Here is a 22400-nt window from a genome sequence, read left to right as displayed (position 1 = left end):
CTTAATCTGCGTATCGACCCAAGCAATAAAAACAACCGCCTAAGGCTTAAAGTCTTTGGCGGTTTTTACGGCTTTGATTTCAGCATTAATATTAGCAAGTAACGGTCGGGCACTGCTCGCTTGCGCGGTTTTTTGCATTTGCTCAGTCAATTGCTTGGCTTGCGTCAACGAAGTCAGCGCGCGGTCATAGCGGCCACTCCATAGCTGGTCATGACTGCGATAACGCAGCGCATTAATAGTGGCGATTTTTGCCAGCGGCGCTGAATCGGTGGTTTTAGCAATTTTTTCATTGGCCAATTGCAAACTTTGCCATGCATAGCGGTCGCTTGGCTGCTGCTCAGTCAAGAGCTTAAGCAGTGTTTGCGCTTTGGTTGGCTGATTGCTATTGGTCAGTGCTTCAGCCAAATAAAGACGCAGGTCACGGCGCTCAGGATAAAGGCGCTGCTGACTCTCTAACAGTTCAGCCGCTTGTTGCCATTGATTTTTCTCAGTAAGGATTTGGCTTTGGGTAATAGACAATAAAGGCTCTAATACTTGGCGCTGCGGCGCGGGCAACGCTGATAGCTCAGTATATAGCTCATTGGCCTCTTTAAAACGCTGCTGTTCGCCATACCAATACATCAGCGCCAATTTTGCGCCAACGCTATTTTTAGCAGCGGTCGTCAATGCAGTTTCAGAGACGTGTTTGCCGGTACTTTGTACACGCCAATACAGCAAATCAAACAACGCTTGATGGCGCTGCTGCTGGTTTAATGACAACGAGGTATAACGCTGAGCGCGGCTTTGCGACTCACTTAAGCGCTCATTACTTAAAGGATGCGAGCGTACGAAACTGGGTAAGAATTGATTGGCGGTTTGGTTTAATTGGCTTTGTTGATTCATCGTCGCAAAAAAGCGTGGCATCGCGCGTGGATCATAACCAGCTTGGTTCATGATTTGCATCCCAACGCGGTCAGCTTCACGCTCATTATTACGGCTAAAAGCCATGCTACTATTCATCGTCGCCGTTTGGCTGCCCATCATGACGGCAGCGGCGGCATCACCATCGACGGCTGACGCGGCAATCGCCGCGAGCATACCGCCTATTTGCATCAGCAAAGCCTTTTTGCGCTCATCCGCCCCGCTCTCATAATGGTTCTGGCTAATATGTGCTACTTCATGCGCAATGACGCTGGCAAGCTCATCCATACTGCTTGCCGCGAGTATCGTCCCAGTATTCAGCCCAATAACCCCACCTGGCGCTGCAAAAGCATTGATACTGGGATTATCAATAATGACCAAGCCAAGTGGCGCTTGTTGTCGTGCTTGAGCATTTAGCCGCCAAGTGATGTCTTTGACCGTTTCGTGTATCCAAGGGTCATGCTCCATCTTAGTGCGACCATTGATGTTTCTTAACGACCATTCGCCAAGCAGCTTATTTTGATACTGTTCAGCAAAGCTTAAACCCTGCCCGCGTAAATTTGGCAAATCTAACTCGTCTGCATTGTTAGACTGCCATGAATCATAAGCAAATGGCGCAGCTTGTGTGCTGATAGCGTTGGCCGTGGTTGCCAGCATCAGTAGAGTAGCAGACATACCTAACTTTAGCGCATACGTGCCTTCTGCTAATTTCTTTACTGGTTTTTTAAGCAGCGATTTTTTAAGCAGCGATGGTCTATGAGAATAATACAAGTGCGTATCCTATACGAGTAATCATAACGTCTTTTTGACTATACGAGCTTGTTTATCCAAGGTCAATTGCCGTCTGCTTCTGGCTACCAATCACGCTGCCGTGCGTCACGATTGTGCAACATGGTTGTGTAAATCTAGACGGTGTAAATTTATAGTCCGAACTTAAGGTTTAAAACGTAAATCTATTGCTTAATGCTAATAAGACGTGCTGATTGACCAAACATTATGATGACTATATTCAACTGCAATTACATAGTGGCAATTTGCTATAATGGTAGGCCATGATAAAGGCTTCTGGGCAGTACTGTACCAAGCTAAGCTCTCTTAAACAGCCGTACTGTCTTAAATACTGCTACCTTAAACATTGATATCTTAAAGGTTAATTTTATGTCTGCTGATAACCAATCCATCATTGTACAAGGCTCGCATGCTGTGCATCTGTCAGAAGCTTTATCAGATACCTTGCCTGAAGCAAAGCAGCAAGCGATAAGGCAGCTGTTAGAGTTATTGCCAGTAGACACCTTTAGTGTAACCGATAACGGTAAACTAAATGATAGCGCAGGTTTGAAGCACGAGACGATTACTATTAAAGATATGGTAGATGGCCGCGGACTTGCCTGCCCGATGCCACTATTAAAAACCAAAGTGGCGCTGCGTCATGTGGCCGCAGGCGAATCGTTATATGTGGTTGCAACCGACCCAAACTCGCAAGCGGATATCACTGCGTTTTGTGAGCAGAGCCAGAAAACAGATACCGTAAACCCATTATTATTGCTTATCAGTCAGGCAACAGCAGCAAATAGCGAAGAGACTACAGCAACAAAATCTAAATATTCTGTTGATACAATATATCACTTCATCATTACCAAAACTGATAGCAACTAAGCGGCGCTATCCTTTACAATTACAACTATAAAGATTTTTATCTGACTCATTGCTTATCTATTTAACCAAGGTCAAGAATATGGCTAACACTTCTACTAACGCTGCAAATTCCCGTAAAAAAGACAGCGCAGCGCCCGAAAAAAACGAAGCACGCGATGCGGCGCTAAAAGCTGCAGCGGCGCGTCCGCCTTATGACGCCAGCGCGCTTGGCGATACCAGTACTCGCGATTTGGTCCCTGCGATGCCAACGCATTTATCTGCGCCTGGGGTAAATTTGGGTGCATATATCAATACTGTGCATCAAATACCAATTTTGACACCAACCCAAGAGCAAGAGCTTGCCCATCGCTATTACGATGAAGGCGACGTTGAAGCGGCGCGTTTACTTGTCATGTCGCACCTGCGTTTTGTGATTCATATTGCGCGCAGCTACTCGGGTTATGGTCTGCCACAAGCCGATTTAATCCAAGAAGGCAATTTAGGGCTAATGAAAGCGGTTAAACGCTTTGACCCTAATAAAGGCGTACGTTTGGTATCCTTTGCCGTGCATTGGATTAAGGCTGAAATTCACGAATTCGTCATTCGTAACTGGCGCATTGTCAAAGTTGCCACCACCAAAGCGCATCGTAAATTATTCTTTAACTTACGTAGTCTTAAAAAGACCAACAACCAACTAACGCTTGAAGAAGCTGATGCGATTGCTAATGATTTAAATGTAACGCGCAAGCAAGTGCTTGAAATGGAGTCACGTTTGACGTCGTATGATGCATCATTTGAAGCGCAGTCAAGCGATGATGACGATGGACGCTATGCGCCGCAGCTGTTCTTAGAGGACGGCATTGACCCTGCCGAGATGGTTGAAGAATCTGACTGGGAAGAAAATAACTCGTCTGCACTACTTGCGGCGATGGATACCTTGGATGATCGCTCGCGCGATATCGTCGAGCAACGCTGGCTTTCTGAGCAAAAATCAACCTTGCATGAATTGGCAGCGGTCTACTCTATCTCAGCAGAACGTGTGCGCCAAATCGAGAAAAATGCCATGGATAAAATTCGTGAAGCCATGACCATCGATAGCGTGATACTACCTGATGATATTCAGTAAGCAGCTTGTCAGCTAAAGCTTAGATGAAAAGAGCCATTATCAAAGCCCTATTTATAACACGAGTTTGACCATGCTAAATTGGATAAGTATTGCGGCGCTTAATATGGCCATTGCTGTGGCTTTGGGTGCCTTTGGTGCCCATGGTCTTAAAGCTGTCGTCAGTCCTCAGCAGCTAGAATGGTGGCAAACAGCAACCTTATACTGGTTTATACATGGGCTTGGGTTATTACTGGTAGGCATTCTTATTCGGCTAAACTATGCGACTCAAACCACGGCGTGGTTATTGCAGGTCGGGGTGATTATCTTTGCGGGTAGTTTATATGCCATGACGCTTGGTGCGCCGCGCTGGTTTGGGGCGATTACCCCTATTGGCGGTGTATTGATGATTGCAGGTTGGTTATGGCTTGCAGTAACGACGTCTCGTTTAAATCACGCCGGTATTTAATAGCTACTTTGTTTTCAATCATTAAAACGCACAATCAGTCGTTTAAAATGAATAACACAACTAACCGTCATCGATAAAATTTCAGTTACAGATAAACATAGATTAAAGATAAGTTGATGAAAAGGAATCTCAAGTCATTAGGGAGCACATACTATGAGTAATATTAATGTAAACGGTAAGACACTGCAGACCACCCATCAAACGGTACAATTGGTCGTCAATGAACTTGGGCTTAGTACTGGACGCTACGCCGTTGAAGTCGATGGCGAGCTGATACCAAAAAGCGAGCTTGATAAACTGCGTATCGTTGAAGGTATGAATATTGAAGTTGTACAAGCGGTTGGCGGCGGCTAAGATTTATAAGCCACACCGTTTAAAAAGACAATAAAAAAGACCTCAACGATAATACGTTAGAGGTCCTTTTTTTGCTTAGCTTATCGTTTGTTTCATTTCAATCATTAACACTATTAATCGTCTATCATTAACAATCCTGCTATTTATACTATTTATTTATGAGCTAAGAATTATCAATGGTTACGACCATAAAGCTTATATGATAGAAAATCCACCTAACATGACAGCTAAACATTGCTATTAAACCGTGTGGCATTTAAACCTAAACCGCAGGCGCTGCCTCTACATCGGTTAAATCTTCATAGCGTTCATCGCGCCCTGGACCCTGAGTTTTCTTACGGTCTTGACGGGTTTTATATTTACGCACTTGTCTATCAAGTTTGTCTGCCATGTCGTTAATAGCTTTATACATATCGTCTTCAAGGGCTTGGACAAACATCTCTTGACCTGCGACTCGCATAATTGCTTCGGCTTTATGAGTCTTTTTACCGCCATCACTTGCGCCGCTGTTGTCTAGCGATAATATCACTTTAATACTTTGAATCTGATCGAAGTGACGCTCTACTTTTTCAAGTTTTTCGCGAACCGCTTTGTCCATGGCATCGGTAATACTGATATGGTGACCACTGATAGAAACATTCATATTATTGTCCTTTTATTATTGCTTATATTGCTACTTATAATCAACAGATGAGCCAGCACTTATGCTTTTATCACCCTGCCTTACCAATAACTGACCTAGTATCTTTTTATATTTAATAAGCATGTTTAATAAACATATTTAATAAGATTTAACACTTAGCTTTTTTAATCATTAACGTCTTTATCCCTCTACTCCTTTAGTAAAATATAAACGCATTTTTATCATATTTTAGATTGATGATTTATACAAATAAGCCAAATCGATACTTGGTTTTCGTTGTTGGTATGACTCTAATTTGTCATGAAAAGCGAATAGTAGCAAGACATTAAACTGTAACTAAATGTAATAAAAACTGATGTTTCCTGCATGTTTCTATATAATCAAAAAATTTTATTTTTTATATTTACGAAAAAACATATTGATAAGAGCAGTACTGCATTGATAAGCCATTGAATCACAACATTTAATACTTTTGTTTGCGCTGGGTAGAGGAGCCGATATTCATCGCTTCACGATATTTAGCTACTGTTCGTCTGGCGATATCGATACCTTCTGCCAATAAAAAATCTTTTATGCGACTGTCAGATAAGGGCTTTTTAGGGTCTTCATCAGCGATAAGCTGTTTAATCATGGCGCTGATGGCGGTTGAAGAGATATCACCGTCGCTACTGCTAACGTGAGATGAGAAGAAGTGCTTGAGGGAAAATAACCCTTGTGGCGTCAAGATGGTCTTACTGGTAGTCAGGCGCGAGACGGTCGATTCATGCAAATCAACTTCTTCGGCAATGGCTTTTAGAATAAGGGGTTGCATGGCGGTTGCACCATGTTGCAAAAACTCTTGCTGGTAGCGCACGATACTGGTCGCTACTTTTAACAAGTTTTGATTGCGCTCCTCGATACTACGAATAAACAAGCGCGCATCGGTGAGATTTTCACGCAGATACTGATTGTCAGGGCTGTCATCACCGCGTTTGACTAAACTGGCATACTCTTGATTGACCCGCAGCTTGGGCAAGGTTTCAGGATTAAGGCGCACCTGCCAGCCATCTACTTGGGCAGTAATATCACCTCTGTTGCTATTACTGCTGTTATTGCTATTGTGGCGACGAATAGGCGTAACCAACACATCAGGAATATCATAGCTTGCTGATGGCTGCATATAATCAGGCTGACTGCTTTGGAATAACAAGCCAGGTGAAGGATTCAAAGTGCGTAATAGAGTAAGAGCGGGTGTGATGTATTCAGGCGCGAGTCCCGTCAGCTCAGTCAAGGCTTTGATATTATTACTAACTAAATGCTCACTGGCTGAGAGAAGCGCTTGGGCTTCTTTAAGATACTTTGTATTCGTATCAAGCTTTGATAATTGCAGCGCTAAGCATTCGTTGAGATTGCGCGCCCCAACACCAAGCGGGTCACACGATTGAATAATGCGCAGTACCGCCATGACTTCATCATGCTCAACGCGTTCATCCCATTGATAAAAGCTTGCCATGGTATCAAAGCTCTGTAACAACTCATCGATATCAAGGCGCACAAAGCCCATATCATCCATAGAGTCCATCAAGTACTCGGCAATGAGTGTATCTGTCTCGGAGAGATGTTTGAAATTTAGCTGCCAGCGCACATGGTCTTGAATGGTCGCGCTGGTGCTGCCCTGATAGCTATCAAAGTCTTCATCGCCTCCGTGGCCTGAATGATTGGACAGACTGCCAGTGCTTGTCGCAGCAGACGCATAATTACTGCTTTCAAAACCACTATAATCCTCGCCATCTAGCGCATAGTTGTCTATCGCTTCATCATCAAAACTGGCCTGCTGTAACTTATCTAAGCTGTCGCTGCTATATTCATCAGTGATAGTGTCATCGCTGCTATTGTCATCGCTGCTATTGTCAGCATAGTCAAAACCATCATCTGATAAATGGGTAGAGGTAGAAAACGTATCAACGCTAGCGTGTTGATTCCAACTATCTAGCGTTAATGGCTCGCCAAACTCATTGAGCGCCTCATCATCACTCTTGTCGTACTCATCATTATCATCATCGTCATCTTCGATACGTTCAAGCAATGGATTGCTATCAAGCTTCGCCTGTACCTCCTGCGCGAGCTCAAGACTAGAGAGCTGCAACAATTTAATAGCTTGCTGCATTTGCGGGGTCAGTTTTTGTGAGGTGCTCAGCGTGGTCGCCAATCCAAACGACATACTCATGGGTGACTTATTACACTCCGATTAGGGTAAGATTCTATATGTTATGCTGGTTAAAGCCTGCGATTATTGACGCTTATACCGATTAAAAAAGGGCTTTAAGCGGTCAGGTCATGACGATAGCATTTTTTGCTACAATGTTGCTACGATAATTTATACCCTGTCCAGATAAGCTATTTTTTAGCTCTTGCTCAAATTATAAAAATATCAATAACTTTGTAGGGCTGCTAAGCGCTTAATCATGTAAGACCAACACAAACCTAGGCATAAAAGTCGTGAATAACAATAGGATAAAAGAGTAGATAAAAGGGAAACTCAATACAGCTTAAAATTGGGAACAATACTATGAATGAGATAAGAAATAACGGACAACTTACCGTTGCTGCTGTGCAAATGAATAGCCAGCAAAATATCGAAGACAATTTAGCAGATATAAAAGCCGCCATTATCGATGCACGCGCACAAGGCGCTCAGTTGGTAGTGCTACCAGAAAACTGCTGTAGCATGGGTCGACAGTTTGCCACTGCTGAGCGTTTTGATGAGCTATCCGACACAATAGCTGACTATGCGCGTACTTATGGTATCTATGTACTTGCAGGCTCACTGCCCTGCCCTTACCGCCCTGATGGCGTCATTGTACCCGATGGTAGATTGCGCCAAGTCAGTCAGCTGTTTGCCCCCGATGGTACGCGAGTAGCCCGCTACGATAAGATTCACCTGTTTACTGCGACTGTCGCCGATAAGCAAGGCAGCTATAATGAAGCGGCGACTTTTGAGGCCGGCACCCAAACAGTCGTTACGACACTCGAAGCAAATGATGGTATTTATCAGCTCGGTATGATGGTTTGCTTTGATTTACGCTTTCCAGCATTGGCGCAGCGGCTACGGCAAGCGGGCGCGGATTTGCTAAGCGCGCCATCAGCCTTTACTTATTTGACGGGGCAAGCGCACTGGTCACTGTTACTCCGTGCACGTGCGTTAGACAGTCAGTGTATGGTGATTGGCGCAGCACAAGGCGGCGAGCATGCTTATAAGGATGGCAGTAGCCGTCAGACATGGGGACATAGCACGATTACCGCTTATGATGGCACGATTATCAACAGCTATGAGGATAGTGACTTAAAAGACCCTGCTAATAAAAATTATGCTTTAGTCTTGGCATCCTTAGATAAAGCCACCCAAGTGCAAGGACGACAAAAGATGCCTATCTTTGACTGCCATCGTTTGGCATAGATGTAGGTTTAAATGATTAAAAATGAAACTGGCACTAGATCTGTAACTGCAAATTAAGTAGCTTCAACTTAAGTAACTGTAACTTAAGTAACTGTAACTTAAGTAATATCGCTGTCACTGTTTTTTTGCGCATGAGTGGCGCGCGGATGGGCTCGGTCATAGACTTGGGTGAGTTTAGCAAAATCAACATGGGTATAAATTTGCGTGGTGCTGATATCGCTATGGCCAAGCATTTCTTGTACGGCACGCAAATCGCCACTACCAGATAACATATGCGACGCAAAGCAGTGGCGTAATAAATGCGGATACATATTTTGCGCAATACCCGCACGTGTAGCCGCAACCTTGAGGCGTTGCTGCACTGCCCGTGTTGATAAGCGCGTACCTAATTTTTCACTGATAAACAAAGCGCTATCCATCTGCTCTACCCACAGATTTCGGTGCGGCAGATAACGTTGAATCGCCTCGGCAGCTTTGATACCTAAGGGCACTAAGCGCGTTTTATTGCCTTTGCCCGTCACGCGCACGCGCAGGTCAGCCAAGTCGATATCTGCCATATCGAGCGCCACCAATTCACCGACACGCAGACCGCTGCTATAAAGCAGTTCAAACATGGCTTTATCGCGCAACCATAAGCGCGCCTGCTCTGGCGTATCAGGCGTTTCTTGGTCAAGCAATTGCGTTAATAAATCCACATCGGCAATAGATGGCAGCGGTCTAGGGCTGCGCTTAAGCTGATAGCCGGTGGTTGGGTTAATACGTGCTAAATCTTCTTCTATGAGCCAGCCATAAAAATGACGGATAGCCGATAACTCTTGCTGGACGCTCGCAAGTGCCAGCTTGTCTTCATCGAGGCGTTGGCTGATATGCTGGGCTAATTGGCGCTTATCACAGCGCGTCCATGTCAAACGTTTGCCGCGTAAAAATAGCGCCAACTGGTTTAAGCCCGCAAAATAAGCCACCAGTGTATGTTCGGAGTGATTACGCACCGACAGCGTATTTAGCCAACGATGTACCGGCGCTAACAGTTCACGTAGCGCGGCATCCGATTCTATGGCAGCAGCGTGCTCAACTGATAGCCAAGCTTTCGACTCAGAATCTGAGGTAGGCTCGGTCATCTGACGGTTTTTATTGAACATAGCCTTCTTAGAGATGACCATAACATTTACCTAGCAGCAAACCTACACCGCTTGTCATTGTTCATTAACTTATTGTCCATTAACCTTCTGGAATGGGCTTGATACCCGCTTGCGCCATCAGACCATCTGGGCTAAAAACGCCTTCATAGACGAACGCCGTTGGACCGGTCATCATCACTGAATAACCCGGCTGCCATTTGATAATCATGCTGCCGCCATAAAGCTGGGCGCGTACGTCTTCACCTTCATCGAGCCAGCCTTCACGGATACCGACCGCTACTGCCGCACAAGCACCGGTACCACAAGCTTGGGTCTCACCGACGCCGCGCTCATAGACACGCAAGCGAATATGGCGCTGATTCATCACTTGCATGAAGCCGACATTGACGCGCTCTGGAAAGGCAGGATGCGATTCGATGGCTTTGCCCAAGGTTGCAACGTCGGCATCGAGTACGTCATCAACTTTGATAACCGCATGTGGGTTGCCCATATTGGCAACATACAGCTGCACTGGCGTGCCATTAACGTCTAAATGATAGGCGTTTTGGATTTTGGTCGTTGCTCTTGGAGTAAAGGGAATCTCGCTTGGCTCAAATTTTGGTTTACCCATATCGACTTCGACCCAGCCATAGCGGTCAGTCGTCAGCGAAATAATGCCGCTTGCCGTCTCAACGCGCAGGCGCTGTTTAAATGACAGCTTACGTGCTTGTACAAAACGGGCAAAACAGCGCGCGCCATTACCACACTGCTCGACCTCTGTGCCATCGGTATTAAAAATGCGATAACTAAAATCAACGTCAGGACGCATCGGCGGCTCAACAACGAGCAACTGATCAAAGCCAATGCCCAAATGACGATCGCCCAATAGTTGCACCAAATCCTTGGTTAACTCTAAGCGCTGGGTCACCAAATCGATGACCATAAAGTCATTACCCAGCCCATGCATCTTTGTAAATTCTATTAGCATATCCTTGTTATCCTATCCTATTTTTATGTATGCCTTATATTAGCACGCTGTCAGATACAATCATAATTATCACCGCTATCAAAGGCTAAGTTAGTGCTCTACAACCGAACAAATATTTTTAATTAGACTTTGAATTAAAGCAGGCCATAAAAAACCCATTGTCGTTATAACAATGGGTCATTTTTAATTATTAAGCTTTCATCATTAAGCTTTCATCATAAAACTTTAATTATTAAACATCGCGGCGTTTTTAATAGGCTACTTATCTTGCCACAACATTTCATCAGCATATAACGCTTCAAGCGTTTCACGCTTACGAATCAATTGATGATGATTATCGGCTACCATCACCTCGCTGGCACGACCGCGCGAGTTGTAATTGCTACTCATGGTAAAGCCGTACGCGCCAGCACCCGTTATCGCTAAGATATCGCCTGTTGCTAATGACAACAAACGGTCTTTTGCTAAAAAGTCACCGGTTTCACAAATCGCACCAACAATATCCCACGGTTGTGTGCCATCAGTATCGATGCCTTTGTTGGGCAGAACACTTGGAATCACCGCCATTTCAGCTTGATATAAAGCCGGACGAATCAAATCATTCATTGCCGCATCGACAATAGCAAAGTTCTTATGCTCAGTTGGTTTTAACACATCAACCTTAGTTAAGAGCACACCCGCATTGGCCACGATACTGCGACCGGGCTCAAAAAACACCGTTAAACCAAGCTCACTAAGTTTTGGTAATAACGCTTGGGCAAATTCATCGATAGATACGGGCGTCTCATCGATATAACGCACGCCGAGGCCACCGCCCAAATCAATATGACGCAGCGCAATGCCTTTATCACGCAGGCTATGTATCAGCTCAATCACTTTATCTAAAGCTGCTACAAATGGCGCAACTTCCGTCAATTGCGAGCCAATATGACAATCGATACCGACAATATCGATATGCGATAATTGCGCCGCTTGCTCATAGACAGCAACGGCATTTTCATGACTGATACCAAATTTATTGTCTTTTAGACCGGTTGAAATATACGGATGGGTCTTGGCATCGACATTGGGATTGACCCGTAGCGAGATTGGTGCCGATTTATCCAACTGCTTTGCCACGTCATTAATCAAGGTCAGCTCACTGATTGACTCAACGTTAAAGCAGCCAATGCCTTGCGTCAGTGCATATTCGATATCGCTATAAGTCTTACCAACGCCTGAGAATACCACGCGCGCAGCCTCGCCGCCTGCCGCCAATACGCGCATCAACTCACCACGTGAGACTATATCAAACCCTGCCCCTGCTTGCGCCAAGATACCAAGCACCGCCAAATTGGAGTTTGCCTTTACCGCATAGCAAATCTGATGCGGTAGACTGGCAAAGCTGGTCGTATAAGCTTGATAGACATCTAAAATGGCTTGTTTTGAATAGACATAGCACGGCGTACCGTAGTTTTTAACTAATTCATCAATACTGACCTGCTCCATATACAAGGCACCGCCTCGATAATCTAGCGCGGGCAAATGGGCGGTTAAGGCTTCAGGATGCACATACAATCCCTGCTCAGTTTGGGTAGTGACTGACTGACTCATATAAATATCTCTAATATAATCAATGTATTAAGGTTTTAAGGTTTTAAGGTTTTAAGGCATAAAGGTGAATAGCTTGTCGGATACGCTAAAAATCGTTTGAGCATTTGTCTTTTAATAAGCAATAATTAACGATTAATAATCGTTGGGATCGGTGCTCGGTTTAGGCAGCTGAAAATTATCTGCGTTTTGCTGGTTATTTTGATTGTCGTCAATTTTAGCAAAGGCGGCATCTTGCGGATGACTGCTGCTATCAAGCACCGGATTATTAGTCTCAACTGTTTGGGTGCTAGATTCTACTAGATACAAATCGCCTTTTTGCCCGCAGCCTGTCAATACTGTAGAACCTATCACCAGAGTAGCTGCGATAAGCTTATAAATAGCAGGGCGACTGGCGCTAAAACTTGAAACATTTCTTGAAAAAGCGCTTGCATCAGCGCTTTTAATCTTAGAGGTGCGATGTATAGTAAACATAGAGTGGCTAACCTGTGATCTTGCAACCGTTTGGTTTAAATAAGATAGGATAGAAATAAAATAGCTATCCATAAAAAACAACCAAGGCTGCAATAGGGAAATAGGACAATTTTTTAATCATAGCATTATTCGATGAACTACCCCCTACCTTAGAGGTAGGGGTTTCTTAGGTAACGCTCTTACTTGACACGATATTCTGTATCAGCGGTTAAGCGAATTAACTAAGCTAACCCTGTCGCACCGACAGTTTTTGATTGTTTAGCCAGTATCAATCCTTGATGTAAGATATTGATACTGGCATTGATATCGCGATCATTTTGCTGCAAGCAACTTGGACAACCCCATGTTCTGACCGACAGCGGTAATTCAGCTTTAGTCAGTAGATGGTTGCAGTTTGAGCAAGTCTTAGACGATGGAAACCATCGGTCTATTTTGACAAGCTGTTTGCCATACCAGTCTGCTTTATAGGCAAGCATGGTGGTAAATGACGACCATGAGCTGTCACTGATTGCTTTTGCAAGTTTGTGATTCTTAACCATACCCTTGACGTTCAAGTCCTCAATAGCAATAACATCGTGGTTTTTGATGAGATTGAATGAGAGTTTATGTAGAAAGTCTTTGCGAGTATTGGTTATTTTCTCATAGACCTTGGCGACTTTTGTTTTTTGCTTTTGATAGTTGCGGCTCTCTGACAACTTGCGTTGATCCGCTTTGGCAACGGCTCTGCGTTTGGCTAGTATTTTCTGTTCACGCGCAAGCTTGTCTTGCAGCTTCGATAGAAACTTAGGATTGGCAACTTTGCTGCCGTCCGATAAGACGATAAAGTCTGTCAATCCTAAGTCAATGCCGATGTTAGAGTGGGTTTTTGGTAATTCATTAACGATGGTTTCAACCAGTAAGCTGACAAAATATTTACCTGATGGGGTATGGCTGATGGTGGCGCTCTTTATTAAGCCGTTTATTTCACTTGGGAACTTGGCGTTGATATGACCAACCTTAGGCAGCTTGACAGTGCTATCTGTGATCGCCACTGTACCCTTTTGGTTGTTGGTGGTGTAACTGTCGTGTTGGCCTTTTTTCTTGAACGTAGGGAATCGGGCACCTTGCTTGAAAAACTTATTATAAGCAGCTCTTAGGTTTTGCTGGACGTTAGCCAGTGCCAGGCTATCGACTTCTTTTAGCCATTCAAACTCTTTTTTATATTGAGCAGGGGTGTTGTTTAAGGTGGTCTTTGTGGTCTCATAGTGGTCTATTTTATCGCCAAGCATCCTATTCCAAATAAAACGAGCACAACCGAACGACTTAGCAAAAAATATTTGCTGTTCTTCATTAGGGTACAGCCTGACTTTATGGGCTTTTAGGATCTGCTTTGGCATGAGATATTTATTGTTAGTTGGTGTTATATTTATTATTAATTATACTACAGGTAAAGGTTATTATCACCAACAACACATTCATCTCACCACCTTAGAGGTGGGAGAATTCTGCGCTAAGATGTTAAAGCTGTGCGCCTACCACTTCTGTTTGAGCCAAAAATTTATGCAAATAAATGACTGAACGTATGAATATATGGCTTTGATAGAGAGGTCTTACAGCATTAATAAAGTATCAATCTATTAACCCAGAAAAATTTACTTACAATTTTTATAGAGTGTATTTTTGTCTCATTATAGCTGATAAACACTCGCGACCTTCGGTGTACACTTGTATTAAGCACTTATGAGATTGCTGATTAAAGCCTTATAGTTATCGTGGTATAAGCGCAAAAATATGGTACATTATACTTAACCCTTGCGGCTGTGACGAGGCGCTAGCATGCGTCCTATTAACCTCTAAAAGTACGAAAACTTAAGGTTTGCAAGACCAGATTTCTAAAAACTGGTTTCTAAAAACAGATAGTTGCAAACCTTTAGCGTCCTTTAAAGCAGTCCCAGCCCAAGAACAATAAAAATCAGCGATGTCATTGTTTACGTATGTCAGCTGTTCGGCGTACGCCAGCAAGGATATGGCTGGTTTTTGTTTATACAACCGGTGATAATCGATGACGATTCACCACTTACAAAATATAATCTAAGGATAGAGTATGAGTGCCAGCCTAACCACGACTTTTGATGACAAAAACACTGAAACATCAAACTTGACCAACCCCACCTTAGTCCTCAACTGCGGTTCCTCTTCTATCAAATACGCGCTCATCAGCGAAGACAATTCTACTCGTATCACAGGTTTGGCCGAAAACTTAGGCCTCGACACCGCCCGTATCAAACATACGACGTTAAATGGTGAAAAACTAGAAATCGCCATTGCTGGTGGTCGCCACGAACTTGCCTTAAAAAGAATCCTTGAGCTCTTAGAGCAGTATCACTTTATCGCGGTTGGTCATCGCGTGGTACATGGTGGCCGTGAATACTCAGAAGCGGTGCGGGTCAATCAGCATGTGCTAGAAGAAGTGAAGCGCTTAAAAGTGCTAGCACCCTTACATAACCCTGCCAATGCTTTGGGTATCGAAGCGGTACAGGCCATTTATCCTGAAATTCCACAAGTGGTGGTCTTTGATACCGCTTTCCATCAAACCATGCCGCCGGTGGCTTTCCGTTATCCGCTGCCAAAAGCTTTTTATGACGAACATAAAATCCGCCGTTATGGCTTCCATGGTACCTCCCACGCCTATGTATCAGAGCGCGCCAGCGAAATTACCAGCGCACAAGGCCCGCACGGTTGGTTAACGGCGCATTTAGGCAATGGTTGCTCGGCAACGGCTGTTTACGATGGCAAAAGTCTTGATACCAGTATGGGTCTGACCCCGCTTGAAGGGCTAATGATGGGCACGCGCAGCGGTGATGTGGATCCAAGCTTACATATTCATCTTAAACGCCAACTCGGTATGAGCTTAGAAGAAATTGATAAAGTACTTAATAACGAAAGTGGTCTGCTCGGTATCTCAGGCTTATCAAATGACTTGCGTACTATTGAGCAAGCAGCCAACGAAGGTCATCAAGACGCCAAGCTTGCTATTGAGATGTTCTGCTACCGTGTCGCCAAATACCTTGCTAGCTTAAGCTGTGCCCTACCTAACTTTACGGGTATTGTCTTTACCGGTGGTATTGGCGAAAACTCGGTCACCACGCGGACGCGTATCTTAGAGATGATGCCGCATTTTGGTATCAAAGTAGATGCCGATAAAAACGCCAGCTTGGTCGGTGGTCGCGAAGGCAGTTTCCAAGCCGACGATAGCAGCATTGAGCTGTGGGTAGTACCGACCGATGAAGAATGCCGTATCGCTCAAGAAACGCGTCAAGCCTTGGGTTTACAATAAGATTGATAGCAACGTATAAAGAGTAGTACCACCTCGTTAAAAAATATAATAAACAGTAGGATATATTATGCAAACTATTTTACTTGTGCCCATCAGCCGCGGTATCGGCGTGACGTCAGCGGCGTTAGGCTTGATTCGTGCTTTTGATTATAACGGCATTAAAGCGGGCTTTATGAAGCCGTTTTTGCAAGATGACACCCTCGATAAGCAAAACAGCTTGGACAGCTCAAGCGCTTTGGCCATGCACGCTTTTGGGCTTAAGCCGCCAGCATCTATCAGCCGTCAACGGGTTGAGCGCATGATAGGTGACGACAATCTTGATGACTTGATGGAAGAAGTGGTCGTCAACTACCATACCCTTGGCGATGACTATGATGTGGTCATTTGTGAAGGACTGGTATCAACGACTGAAACCTCTTATGCCGCCCAAATCAACCGTGCGATTGCCCATGCGCTCGATGCCAAGATTATTTTTGTCAGCACCGCTGATACCAGTAAGCCCGCTTATTTGGCTGATAAGCTCGATGTCCATGCCCGCGAATTTGGCGGTATGGCAAGCGACCGTACGCTTGGCTGTATCTTGATGCGCATGCATGATTTACCAAACGTACAAAGCACCATGGAAAATCAAATAGTCGCACCGGGTGAAGCGGTTGTGAGCTTGGATGAAGGCTTTATGCAAGAAGTCCAGCGCCTATCACCATACTTTAATACCGAGGAATTCCGTTTAATAGGAGTCGTACCATTTAGCGACTCATTATCTGTACCGCGGACGTGGGATATCGCCGCTGAGCTCGACGCTACTTGGCTCAATGTTGGTGAAGCAAAATCACGCCGTATCAACCGTATCAGCTTAACTGCGCGTTCGGTTGCGCGTGTCGATGAAGTATTTAAACGTGGCACGCTTATCGTCGTGCCCGGTGACCGTGATGATGTGTTATTGGCAGCGGGATTGGCCTGCATCAACGGTATCCCATTGGCAGGCTTAGTATTAACCGGTGGCGTAGTACCAAGCCCAACGGTCGCTGAGCTATGGCAATCAGCGCTCAAAACTGGTATCCCTGTGATGAGTGTCGAAGATGACAGCTTTGAGACGGTACAAAGTCTATTACACATGAGCGCCGAGATTCCAAGCGATGATACGGAGCGCGCTGAAGAAGTGGCGCGTTATGTTGCCGCGCATTTGGATTTGAGCTGGATTAAAGCCTACTTTAGCCAAAACCATGAGCCGCGCCTGTCACCATCAGCATTCCGCCATCAAGTGGTGAAAAAAGCGCAAAATGCTAAAAAACGCATCGTGCTACCAGAAGGCTCGGAACCACGTACGGTCGAAGCTGCTTGTATTTGCCAAAGCCGCGGTATTGCCAATTGCGTATTGCTTGCGAAGCGTAGCGACGTCGAACAAGTCGCTAAAAACCGTGACTTAGTCTTGCCAGAAGGGCTTGAGATTATCGATCCTGATAGCCTTGATATGGATAAATATATCGCTGCTGTGGTCGAGCGCCGTAAGGGCAAAACCAATGCTGAAGTTGCTGCTGAATACCTAAAAGATACGGTCTATTTGGGTACGACCATGCTACAGATGGATGAAGTTGACGGCTTGGTTTCTGGGGCGATACATACCACGGCAAATACCGTGCGCCCAGCGTTTCAGTTGATTAAAACGGCACCGGAATACTCACTCGTGTCGTCAGTATTCTTTATGCTGTTACCTGAGCAAGTGGTTGTTTATGGTGACTGTGCCATCAATCCTGACCCGAATGCCGAAGAGTTGGCCGAAATTGCTATTCAATCGGCGCAGTCTGCCGCTGCCTTTGGTATCAATCCAAAAGTTGCCATGATTAGTTACTCAACGGGCTCTTCAGGTACCGGCGCTGATGTCGAAAAAGTCATCCGTGCGACTGAAATCGTCCGCCAGCGTGCGCCGCACCTCGCTGTCGATGGACCACTGCAGTATGATGCTGCTTCTGTTATGAGCGTTGGTAAGCAAAAAGCGCCTGACTCACCCGTCGCTGGACAAGCAAACGTCTTTATCTTCCCTGACCTAAATACGGGTAACACCACGTATAAAGCGGTACAACGTAGCGCCAATGTGGTCAGTGTCGGACCGATGTTGCAAGGCTTAAATAAGCCCGTTAATGACTTATCGCGTGGGGCATTAGTCGATGATATTATTTATACCATCGCCCTGACTGCTATCCAAGCGCATAGCGATGCGATTTAATTGCATTAAAACTTATCAGTAATCAGTAATCAGTAATCACTCTATATTTAACCGACTATCATTATGATGGTCGGTTTTTTTATGGCTGTTCAACGCTATAGTTAGGCATAATAAAATCGATAAGCGCGATAAGTGCGATAAGTGAATAGCCACATGCTATAGTCCATCTACAATAAATTAACCTTAACTACCTTCTGATTTACTTTTTCACTCACTCATTTATGCCAAATACTGTTAAGCATCTCCCTATAGCCAATACTGCCCCAGCCATTCGCGCCTATTTGGGTGGCTCATTTGATCCTGTGCATAATGGTCATCTGCAACTGGCGATGTACGTTTATCAAAGTCTACTGCCAATAGCTAAGCAGCAACAGCGCGAGCTACAGGTGTCATTACTGCCCAATGCGCGCTCACCTTTTAAAGAAGACAGCACCAATCCTGAGCACCGATTGGCGATGTTAAAGCTGGCAACGCAAGACACGGCGCTACAAATTAACGAGCTTGAGCTCTGGCAAGCGCCGCCCGTTTATACCATCGATAGCGTACAGACATTACGCGCCCGCTACCCTAATGACAGTTTGATATTTATCATGGGGATGGACAGCGCGCGCAGTTTGGATAAATGGAAAGACGGTTTAGCGCTGACTGATTATGTCAATCTATGGGTGTTTAATCGTGAGGAAAACCCTGAGTTGAATAAAAAACTCCTTGAGACTGATTGGCAAACTCCCTTAAAGTCGCAACTTCCTATGCCGCTGCAACCTTTAACCGTCGATTCAATCACTGAGTTATTAATACATAATATTCAACCTTTAACGGATAACAGTGTGTTGAAAAATACTTACCAAGGTCGCATTTATATAGACCCGCGCCCTGTGGCAGCGATATCGAGCACGCAAGTAAGGCGGCAATTGCAGCAACAACTTTACCAACCACTGCCGCAAGCATCTCAATCGCTAAATATAAAGCACGCTGCCGAAACGCAAATCGCATCTTTACAGCCAATAAATGCTATCATTAGCGATACTGCACCTAATTCATTCGCTAAATGGCTAAATCCTGCTGTTTATCAATATATTATTACCCATCAGCTATATTCTGCTGCCCAATTCCGTTAAAATCGCCTTATACTTTTAATTTTGCCCACTTTGTCCATTTTGTCTCAAAAAACGTCTGCCTATCTACCTATATGTTAAGGGGCACGTTAGAGAAGGCATTGTGACGATTTACCATTTTATTTTTAATATTGACGATTCAAGAGATTACAATTTATGACTAACACCATGACTGACGAACGCTTACAAGAGTGCTTAACCCTTGTCCAAAGCGCTCTAGAAGATATGAAAGCGAAAAACATCACCGTAATGAATGTAGAAAGTTTAACTGACGTGATGGAGCGCATCGTCATCGCTGACGGTACCTCTAAGCGCCATGTACGCGCCATGGCTGACAGTGTCGGCGCTGAAGCTAAGCAAGCGGGTTTTATGCCACTTGGCCGTGAAGGCGGTATTGATTCTGACTGGACCCTAATCGATTTGGGTGCCGTTGTCGTACATATGATGACGCCACAAGCCCGTGATTTCTATGACTTAGAAGGCCTATGGTCATCGCCTGAGCAATTGGCTGAGCTGGTCGCTGTGCCACGTGAAAAGAAAACCGTTGGTCGCCGCAATAAAAACAAATAATATTATCCATTGCGATAATTGTTCAACACTTAAAAAGCACAAGAAAAAAGACCAGATAGCTATTCTGGTCTTTTTTTGTTTAAAAATTAGTACTCATAAATCTTAAAGTGCTGATAAACTTTAAACTGCTGCAACCGTATAATCAGCCGCCTGATTAAGCTAAGATAATATGCAGCATTAACATCATTAAAATCACTAATGAGTTAGCCACTCGCCTAATAAATCCCTATCGATTAGGATATTCCATGAGCATAGAGCAAACAGCATCTTCTAGCCAAAAAAATAGCGCTGATTTCAATCAACCTTTACCGCTACATATCGCCAATCTAATCTGCGTCCGTGCTGGCAAAGCCATGCCATTCGCCCGTGAACAGATGAGCGCGATTGATAAAGCACCCATCAAAGCGCCTGTTGCGGTCAATTTTATGGGTCTCACCACCGATGAACAAGCCGACCGACGCCATCATGGCGGCCCGCTAAAAGCCGTGCATCAACTAGCGATGGCAACTTACGATAAGATTAACGCTGAGTTTGGTCTAAAGGTACGCGTTGGCACATTAGGTGAAAACCTAACGACCGAAGCTGTCACTGGTCTGCTAGAAATGACGGAAGCCACGGTTTGTATCGGTGACGTCTTTCAGTATGGTCAAGATGAAATCATTGATGGGAATGGTGGCGATAGTGTGCAATTACGCATCGTGCAACCGCGCCGTCCGTGCTACAAAATCAATGACCAAATCGGGCAGTTTAGTAAAGTGCCCAATATCGCCTCTTGGGTGACTAAGCAAGGTATCGCTGGCTGGTATTTTGAGGTCGTACGTGACGGTATGATTAGCGCTGATTTGCCGGTTTATCTCATCGAACGTCCCTATCCTTTTGCAACGCTTGAGAAACTATGGCAATTATCAAACTCAAAAGATAAGTTTGACGCCGAGGTTATCGAGCCGTGGCTAGCGATTGAATGTTTGGAGGACAGTTGGAAAACGGTTTTGGCGAAGAAGATTCGCAAGGATTAAAAAGCTGTAAAAATACCTCAATCTTATCTCTCTACTATCAATATCAGATAAAGGTAAGCATCATCGCCTACCCTTATTCATACCGAGCATTTCATGGCAAAAAATATCTTTTTAGCATTAGCATGTGCCTTAACGCTGCCCCTAATTGGCTGCGCTACGACTAATAACACCCAAATAGCGAATACTGAACCCTTCGTTATTGATAGCGAGACTTACCAAGCCACTGGTAAAAGTGAGCGTATTAAAACCATTGTCCTGCATTATACGGTGAGCAATAATGCCCGCGCTATCAAACTTTTGACCACCGGTAACGTTAGCGCCCACTATCTGATTTTAGACCATGATGACAACAAAATTTATAACTTAGTGCCCGAGGGCGAACGCGCGTGGCATGCTGGCGCGGGCGGTTTTGCCGGTAGAACGATACTCAACGATACCTCTATCGGCATCGAGATTGTCAATGCAGGCATTAAGCCTGAATATCGAGATGCCTTAAAAAACGGCGCGCTCGACTACCATCCTTATGAGCACTATGTCGAATTTGATGAATTGCAGATTAAAAAAGTGGCGCAGCTGGTGCAAGACTTGGCAAAAAGATATAATATCTCAGCAAAGAATATCATCGGTCATGCGGATATGGCACCGTCGCGTAAAATCGACCCCGGGGCGAAATTCCCTTGGCAGCGACTGCATTTCGATTACGGCATCGGCGCTTGGTATGATGAATTTGATAAGCAATTCTTTATGAATCAAGACGCGTTTGCAGCGGCAACGATACCCGAGATCAAGCAAGCGTTTCGCGATTACGGTTATCAAATCAATGACACAGACGCGTGGGATAAAGCCAGTCGCAATGTCGTGTATGCCTTTCAGTTGCATTTCCGTCCGCAGCAGCCAACGGGCGAGCTGGATTTAGAAACTTATGCTATTTTAAAGGCACTCAATAAGAAGTATGCTGGTCGTGATGACTTTTATTAATGGATAAAAAATATTAGGAGACATAAGCCATGAGTAACTCTCAACCAAATGATCAAAATGATCAAGACGAACTACAGAAATATCTAGAAGAAAAAGCAAGGCAGGAGCAAGAAAAAGAGCAGGAACCTGAGCCGCTCTCTGCATATGAAGCTTGTGTACTAAAAGAAAGCGCTAGGATTCATGAGTTGATTGCTGAAGCTCAGAAAGAAGGTAAAAAAGGCTAAAATGATGGTGAGTAGTTTTATTGCAAAACTACTACTTCACTGATTTCTAATAAAAACTTATAGCGACTGAAGCTAATAACGATAATACTTAGCTACTAGTAAGTATTACTCCAAAGCTTGTTCTGCCTTTGCCAAAAATAATATTGTAGAGGCTGTCATATGAAGTACATAACTTGCTAAGTACTCTGGTATTACTTTTTCATTATTGGGAGTTTCCCAAACTTTGTGTAACTGCTTATAATCCACTA

21 protein-coding genes are annotated in these 22400 nt (G+C 44.5%); 12 read left to right on the top strand and 9 right to left on the bottom strand.

Annotation, left to right across the window (positions count from 1 at the left end; genetic code table 11):
- Window positions 1-39: 39 nt before the first annotated feature.
- The gene (locus JMX94_RS07290; protein WP_227673551.1) at window positions 40-1671 is read right to left on the bottom strand and encodes a M48 family metallopeptidase; all 1632 of its coding nucleotides are present in this window, start codon (window positions 1669-1671) and stop codon (window positions 40-42) included.
- Between the two features lie 387 nt (window positions 1672-2058).
- Between JMX94_RS07290 and JMX94_RS07285 the strand changes: the two genes are divergently transcribed.
- From JMX94_RS07285 to thiS, 4 genes are all read left to right on the top strand, one after another.
- Window positions 2059-2556 (top strand): sulfurtransferase TusA family protein, encoded by a 498-nt coding sequence (locus tag JMX94_RS07285; RefSeq protein ID WP_201564607.1) that lies wholly within the window; start codon window positions 2059-2061, stop codon window positions 2554-2556.
- Window positions 2557-2797: 241 nt separating this feature from the next.
- The gene (gene rpoH, locus JMX94_RS07280; protein WP_201545792.1) at window positions 2798-3661 is read left to right on the top strand and encodes an RNA polymerase sigma factor RpoH; all 864 of its coding nucleotides are present in this window, start codon (window positions 2798-2800) and stop codon (window positions 3659-3661) included.
- 70 nt (window positions 3662-3731) lie between these two features.
- On the top strand, window positions 3732-4106 hold the full coding sequence (locus tag JMX94_RS07275; protein ID WP_201564605.1) for a DUF423 domain-containing protein: 375 nt from the start codon (window positions 3732-3734) through the stop codon (window positions 4104-4106).
- A 153-nt stretch (window positions 4107-4259) separates the two neighbouring features.
- Window positions 4260-4460: a sulfur carrier protein ThiS gene (gene thiS, locus JMX94_RS07270; protein ID WP_201564603.1), complete on the top strand. Its 201-nt coding sequence runs from the start codon at window positions 4260-4262 to the stop codon at window positions 4458-4460.
- A 262-nt stretch (window positions 4461-4722) separates the two neighbouring features.
- Here the strand turns inward: thiS and hpf are convergent, their stop codons facing one another.
- Both hpf and rpoN read right to left on the bottom strand, forming a co-directional pair.
- Window positions 4723-5103: a ribosome hibernation-promoting factor, HPF/YfiA family gene (gene hpf / locus JMX94_RS07265; protein ID WP_201564601.1), complete on the bottom strand. Its 381-nt coding sequence runs from the start codon at window positions 5101-5103 to the stop codon at window positions 4723-4725.
- A 463-nt stretch (window positions 5104-5566) separates the two neighbouring features.
- Window positions 5567-7309 carry an RNA polymerase factor sigma-54 gene (rpoN, locus tag JMX94_RS07260; RefSeq protein ID WP_201564592.1) on the bottom strand — a complete coding sequence of 581 codons (1743 nt, stop codon included), beginning with the start codon at window positions 7307-7309 and terminating at the stop codon, window positions 5567-5569.
- A gap of 342 nt (window positions 7310-7651) precedes the next feature.
- Here rpoN and JMX94_RS07255 point away from each other — a divergent pair, with 342 nt between their 5' ends.
- Window positions 7652-8539 (top strand): carbon-nitrogen hydrolase family protein, encoded by an 888-nt coding sequence (locus JMX94_RS07255; protein ID WP_201564590.1) that lies wholly within the window; start codon window positions 7652-7654, stop codon window positions 8537-8539.
- A gap of 98 nt (window positions 8540-8637) precedes the next feature.
- Here the strand turns inward: JMX94_RS07255 and JMX94_RS07245 are convergent, their stop codons facing one another.
- The 5 genes from JMX94_RS07245 to tnpB form a co-directional block, all read right to left on the bottom strand.
- Window positions 8638-9678 carry a tyrosine recombinase XerC gene (locus tag JMX94_RS07245; RefSeq protein ID WP_201564667.1) on the bottom strand — a complete coding sequence of 347 codons (1041 nt, stop codon included), beginning with the start codon at window positions 9676-9678 and terminating at the stop codon, window positions 8638-8640.
- A 79-nt stretch (window positions 9679-9757) separates the two neighbouring features.
- Window positions 9758-10645 (bottom strand): diaminopimelate epimerase, encoded by an 888-nt coding sequence (gene dapF / locus JMX94_RS07240; protein WP_201564588.1) that lies wholly within the window; start codon window positions 10643-10645, stop codon window positions 9758-9760.
- Between the two features lie 258 nt (window positions 10646-10903).
- Entirely contained in the window at window positions 10904-12238 is a 1335-nt protein-coding gene (gene lysA / locus JMX94_RS07235; protein WP_265088942.1) for a diaminopimelate decarboxylase, read from the bottom strand.
- A 132-nt stretch (window positions 12239-12370) separates the two neighbouring features.
- On the bottom strand, window positions 12371-12709 hold the full coding sequence (locus JMX94_RS07230; RefSeq protein WP_201564586.1) for a lipoprotein: 339 nt from the start codon (window positions 12707-12709) through the stop codon (window positions 12371-12373).
- 221 nt (window positions 12710-12930) lie between these two features.
- Complete coding sequence (tnpB, locus tag JMX94_RS07225; RefSeq protein WP_201564584.1) at window positions 12931-14085, bottom strand: IS200/IS605 family element RNA-guided endonuclease TnpB; 1155 nt, start codon at window positions 14083-14085, stop codon at window positions 12931-12933.
- 707 nt (window positions 14086-14792) lie between these two features.
- Here tnpB and JMX94_RS07220 point away from each other — a divergent pair.
- The 7 genes from JMX94_RS07220 to JMX94_RS07190 all read left to right on the top strand — a co-directional run bounded on the left by JMX94_RS07220 (window position 14793) and on the right by JMX94_RS07190 (window position 22152).
- Window positions 14793-16025, top strand: a complete 1233-nt coding sequence (locus JMX94_RS07220; protein WP_201564576.1) for an acetate/propionate family kinase — start codon at window positions 14793-14795, stop codon at window positions 16023-16025.
- Between the two features lie 67 nt (window positions 16026-16092).
- On the top strand, window positions 16093-18249 hold the full coding sequence (gene pta, locus JMX94_RS07215; RefSeq protein ID WP_201564574.1) for a phosphate acetyltransferase: 2157 nt from the start codon (window positions 16093-16095) through the stop codon (window positions 18247-18249).
- A gap of 221 nt (window positions 18250-18470) precedes the next feature.
- On the top strand, window positions 18471-19367 hold the full coding sequence (locus tag JMX94_RS07210) for a nicotinate-nicotinamide nucleotide adenylyltransferase (RefSeq protein ID WP_201564572.1): 897 nt from the start codon (window positions 18471-18473) through the stop codon (window positions 19365-19367).
- Window positions 19368-19520: 153 nt separating this feature from the next.
- A complete protein-coding gene (rsfS, locus tag JMX94_RS07205; RefSeq protein WP_201564570.1) occupies window positions 19521-19934 on the top strand; it encodes a ribosome silencing factor in 414 nt (137 codons plus the stop codon).
- A gap of 245 nt (window positions 19935-20179) precedes the next feature.
- Complete coding sequence (locus tag JMX94_RS07200) at window positions 20180-20950, top strand: MOSC domain-containing protein (protein WP_227673549.1); 771 nt, start codon at window positions 20180-20182, stop codon at window positions 20948-20950.
- Between the two features lie 93 nt (window positions 20951-21043).
- A complete protein-coding gene (locus JMX94_RS07195) occupies window positions 21044-21928 on the top strand; it encodes an N-acetylmuramoyl-L-alanine amidase (RefSeq protein ID WP_201564563.1) in 885 nt (294 codons plus the stop codon).
- 29 nt (window positions 21929-21957) lie between these two features.
- Entirely contained in the window at window positions 21958-22152 is a 195-nt protein-coding gene (locus tag JMX94_RS07190; protein ID WP_201564561.1) for a hypothetical protein, read from the top strand.
- Window positions 22153-22257: 105 nt separating this feature from the next.
- Here JMX94_RS07190 and JMX94_RS13575 read toward each other — a convergent pair whose 3' ends face one another.
- The gene (locus JMX94_RS13575; protein WP_374220407.1) at window positions 22258-22398 is read right to left on the bottom strand and encodes a hypothetical protein; all 141 of its coding nucleotides are present in this window, start codon (window positions 22396-22398) and stop codon (window positions 22258-22260) included.
- Between the last annotated feature and the right edge of the window lie 2 nt (window positions 22399-22400).

Source organism: Psychrobacter sp. CMS30, assembly GCF_904846565.1.
Lineage (GTDB): Bacteria > Pseudomonadota > Gammaproteobacteria > Pseudomonadales > Moraxellaceae > Psychrobacter > Psychrobacter maritimus.
The sequence above is the reverse complement of the archived record's forward strand: the minus strand, read 5'-3'. Positions and strand labels throughout refer to the sequence as shown.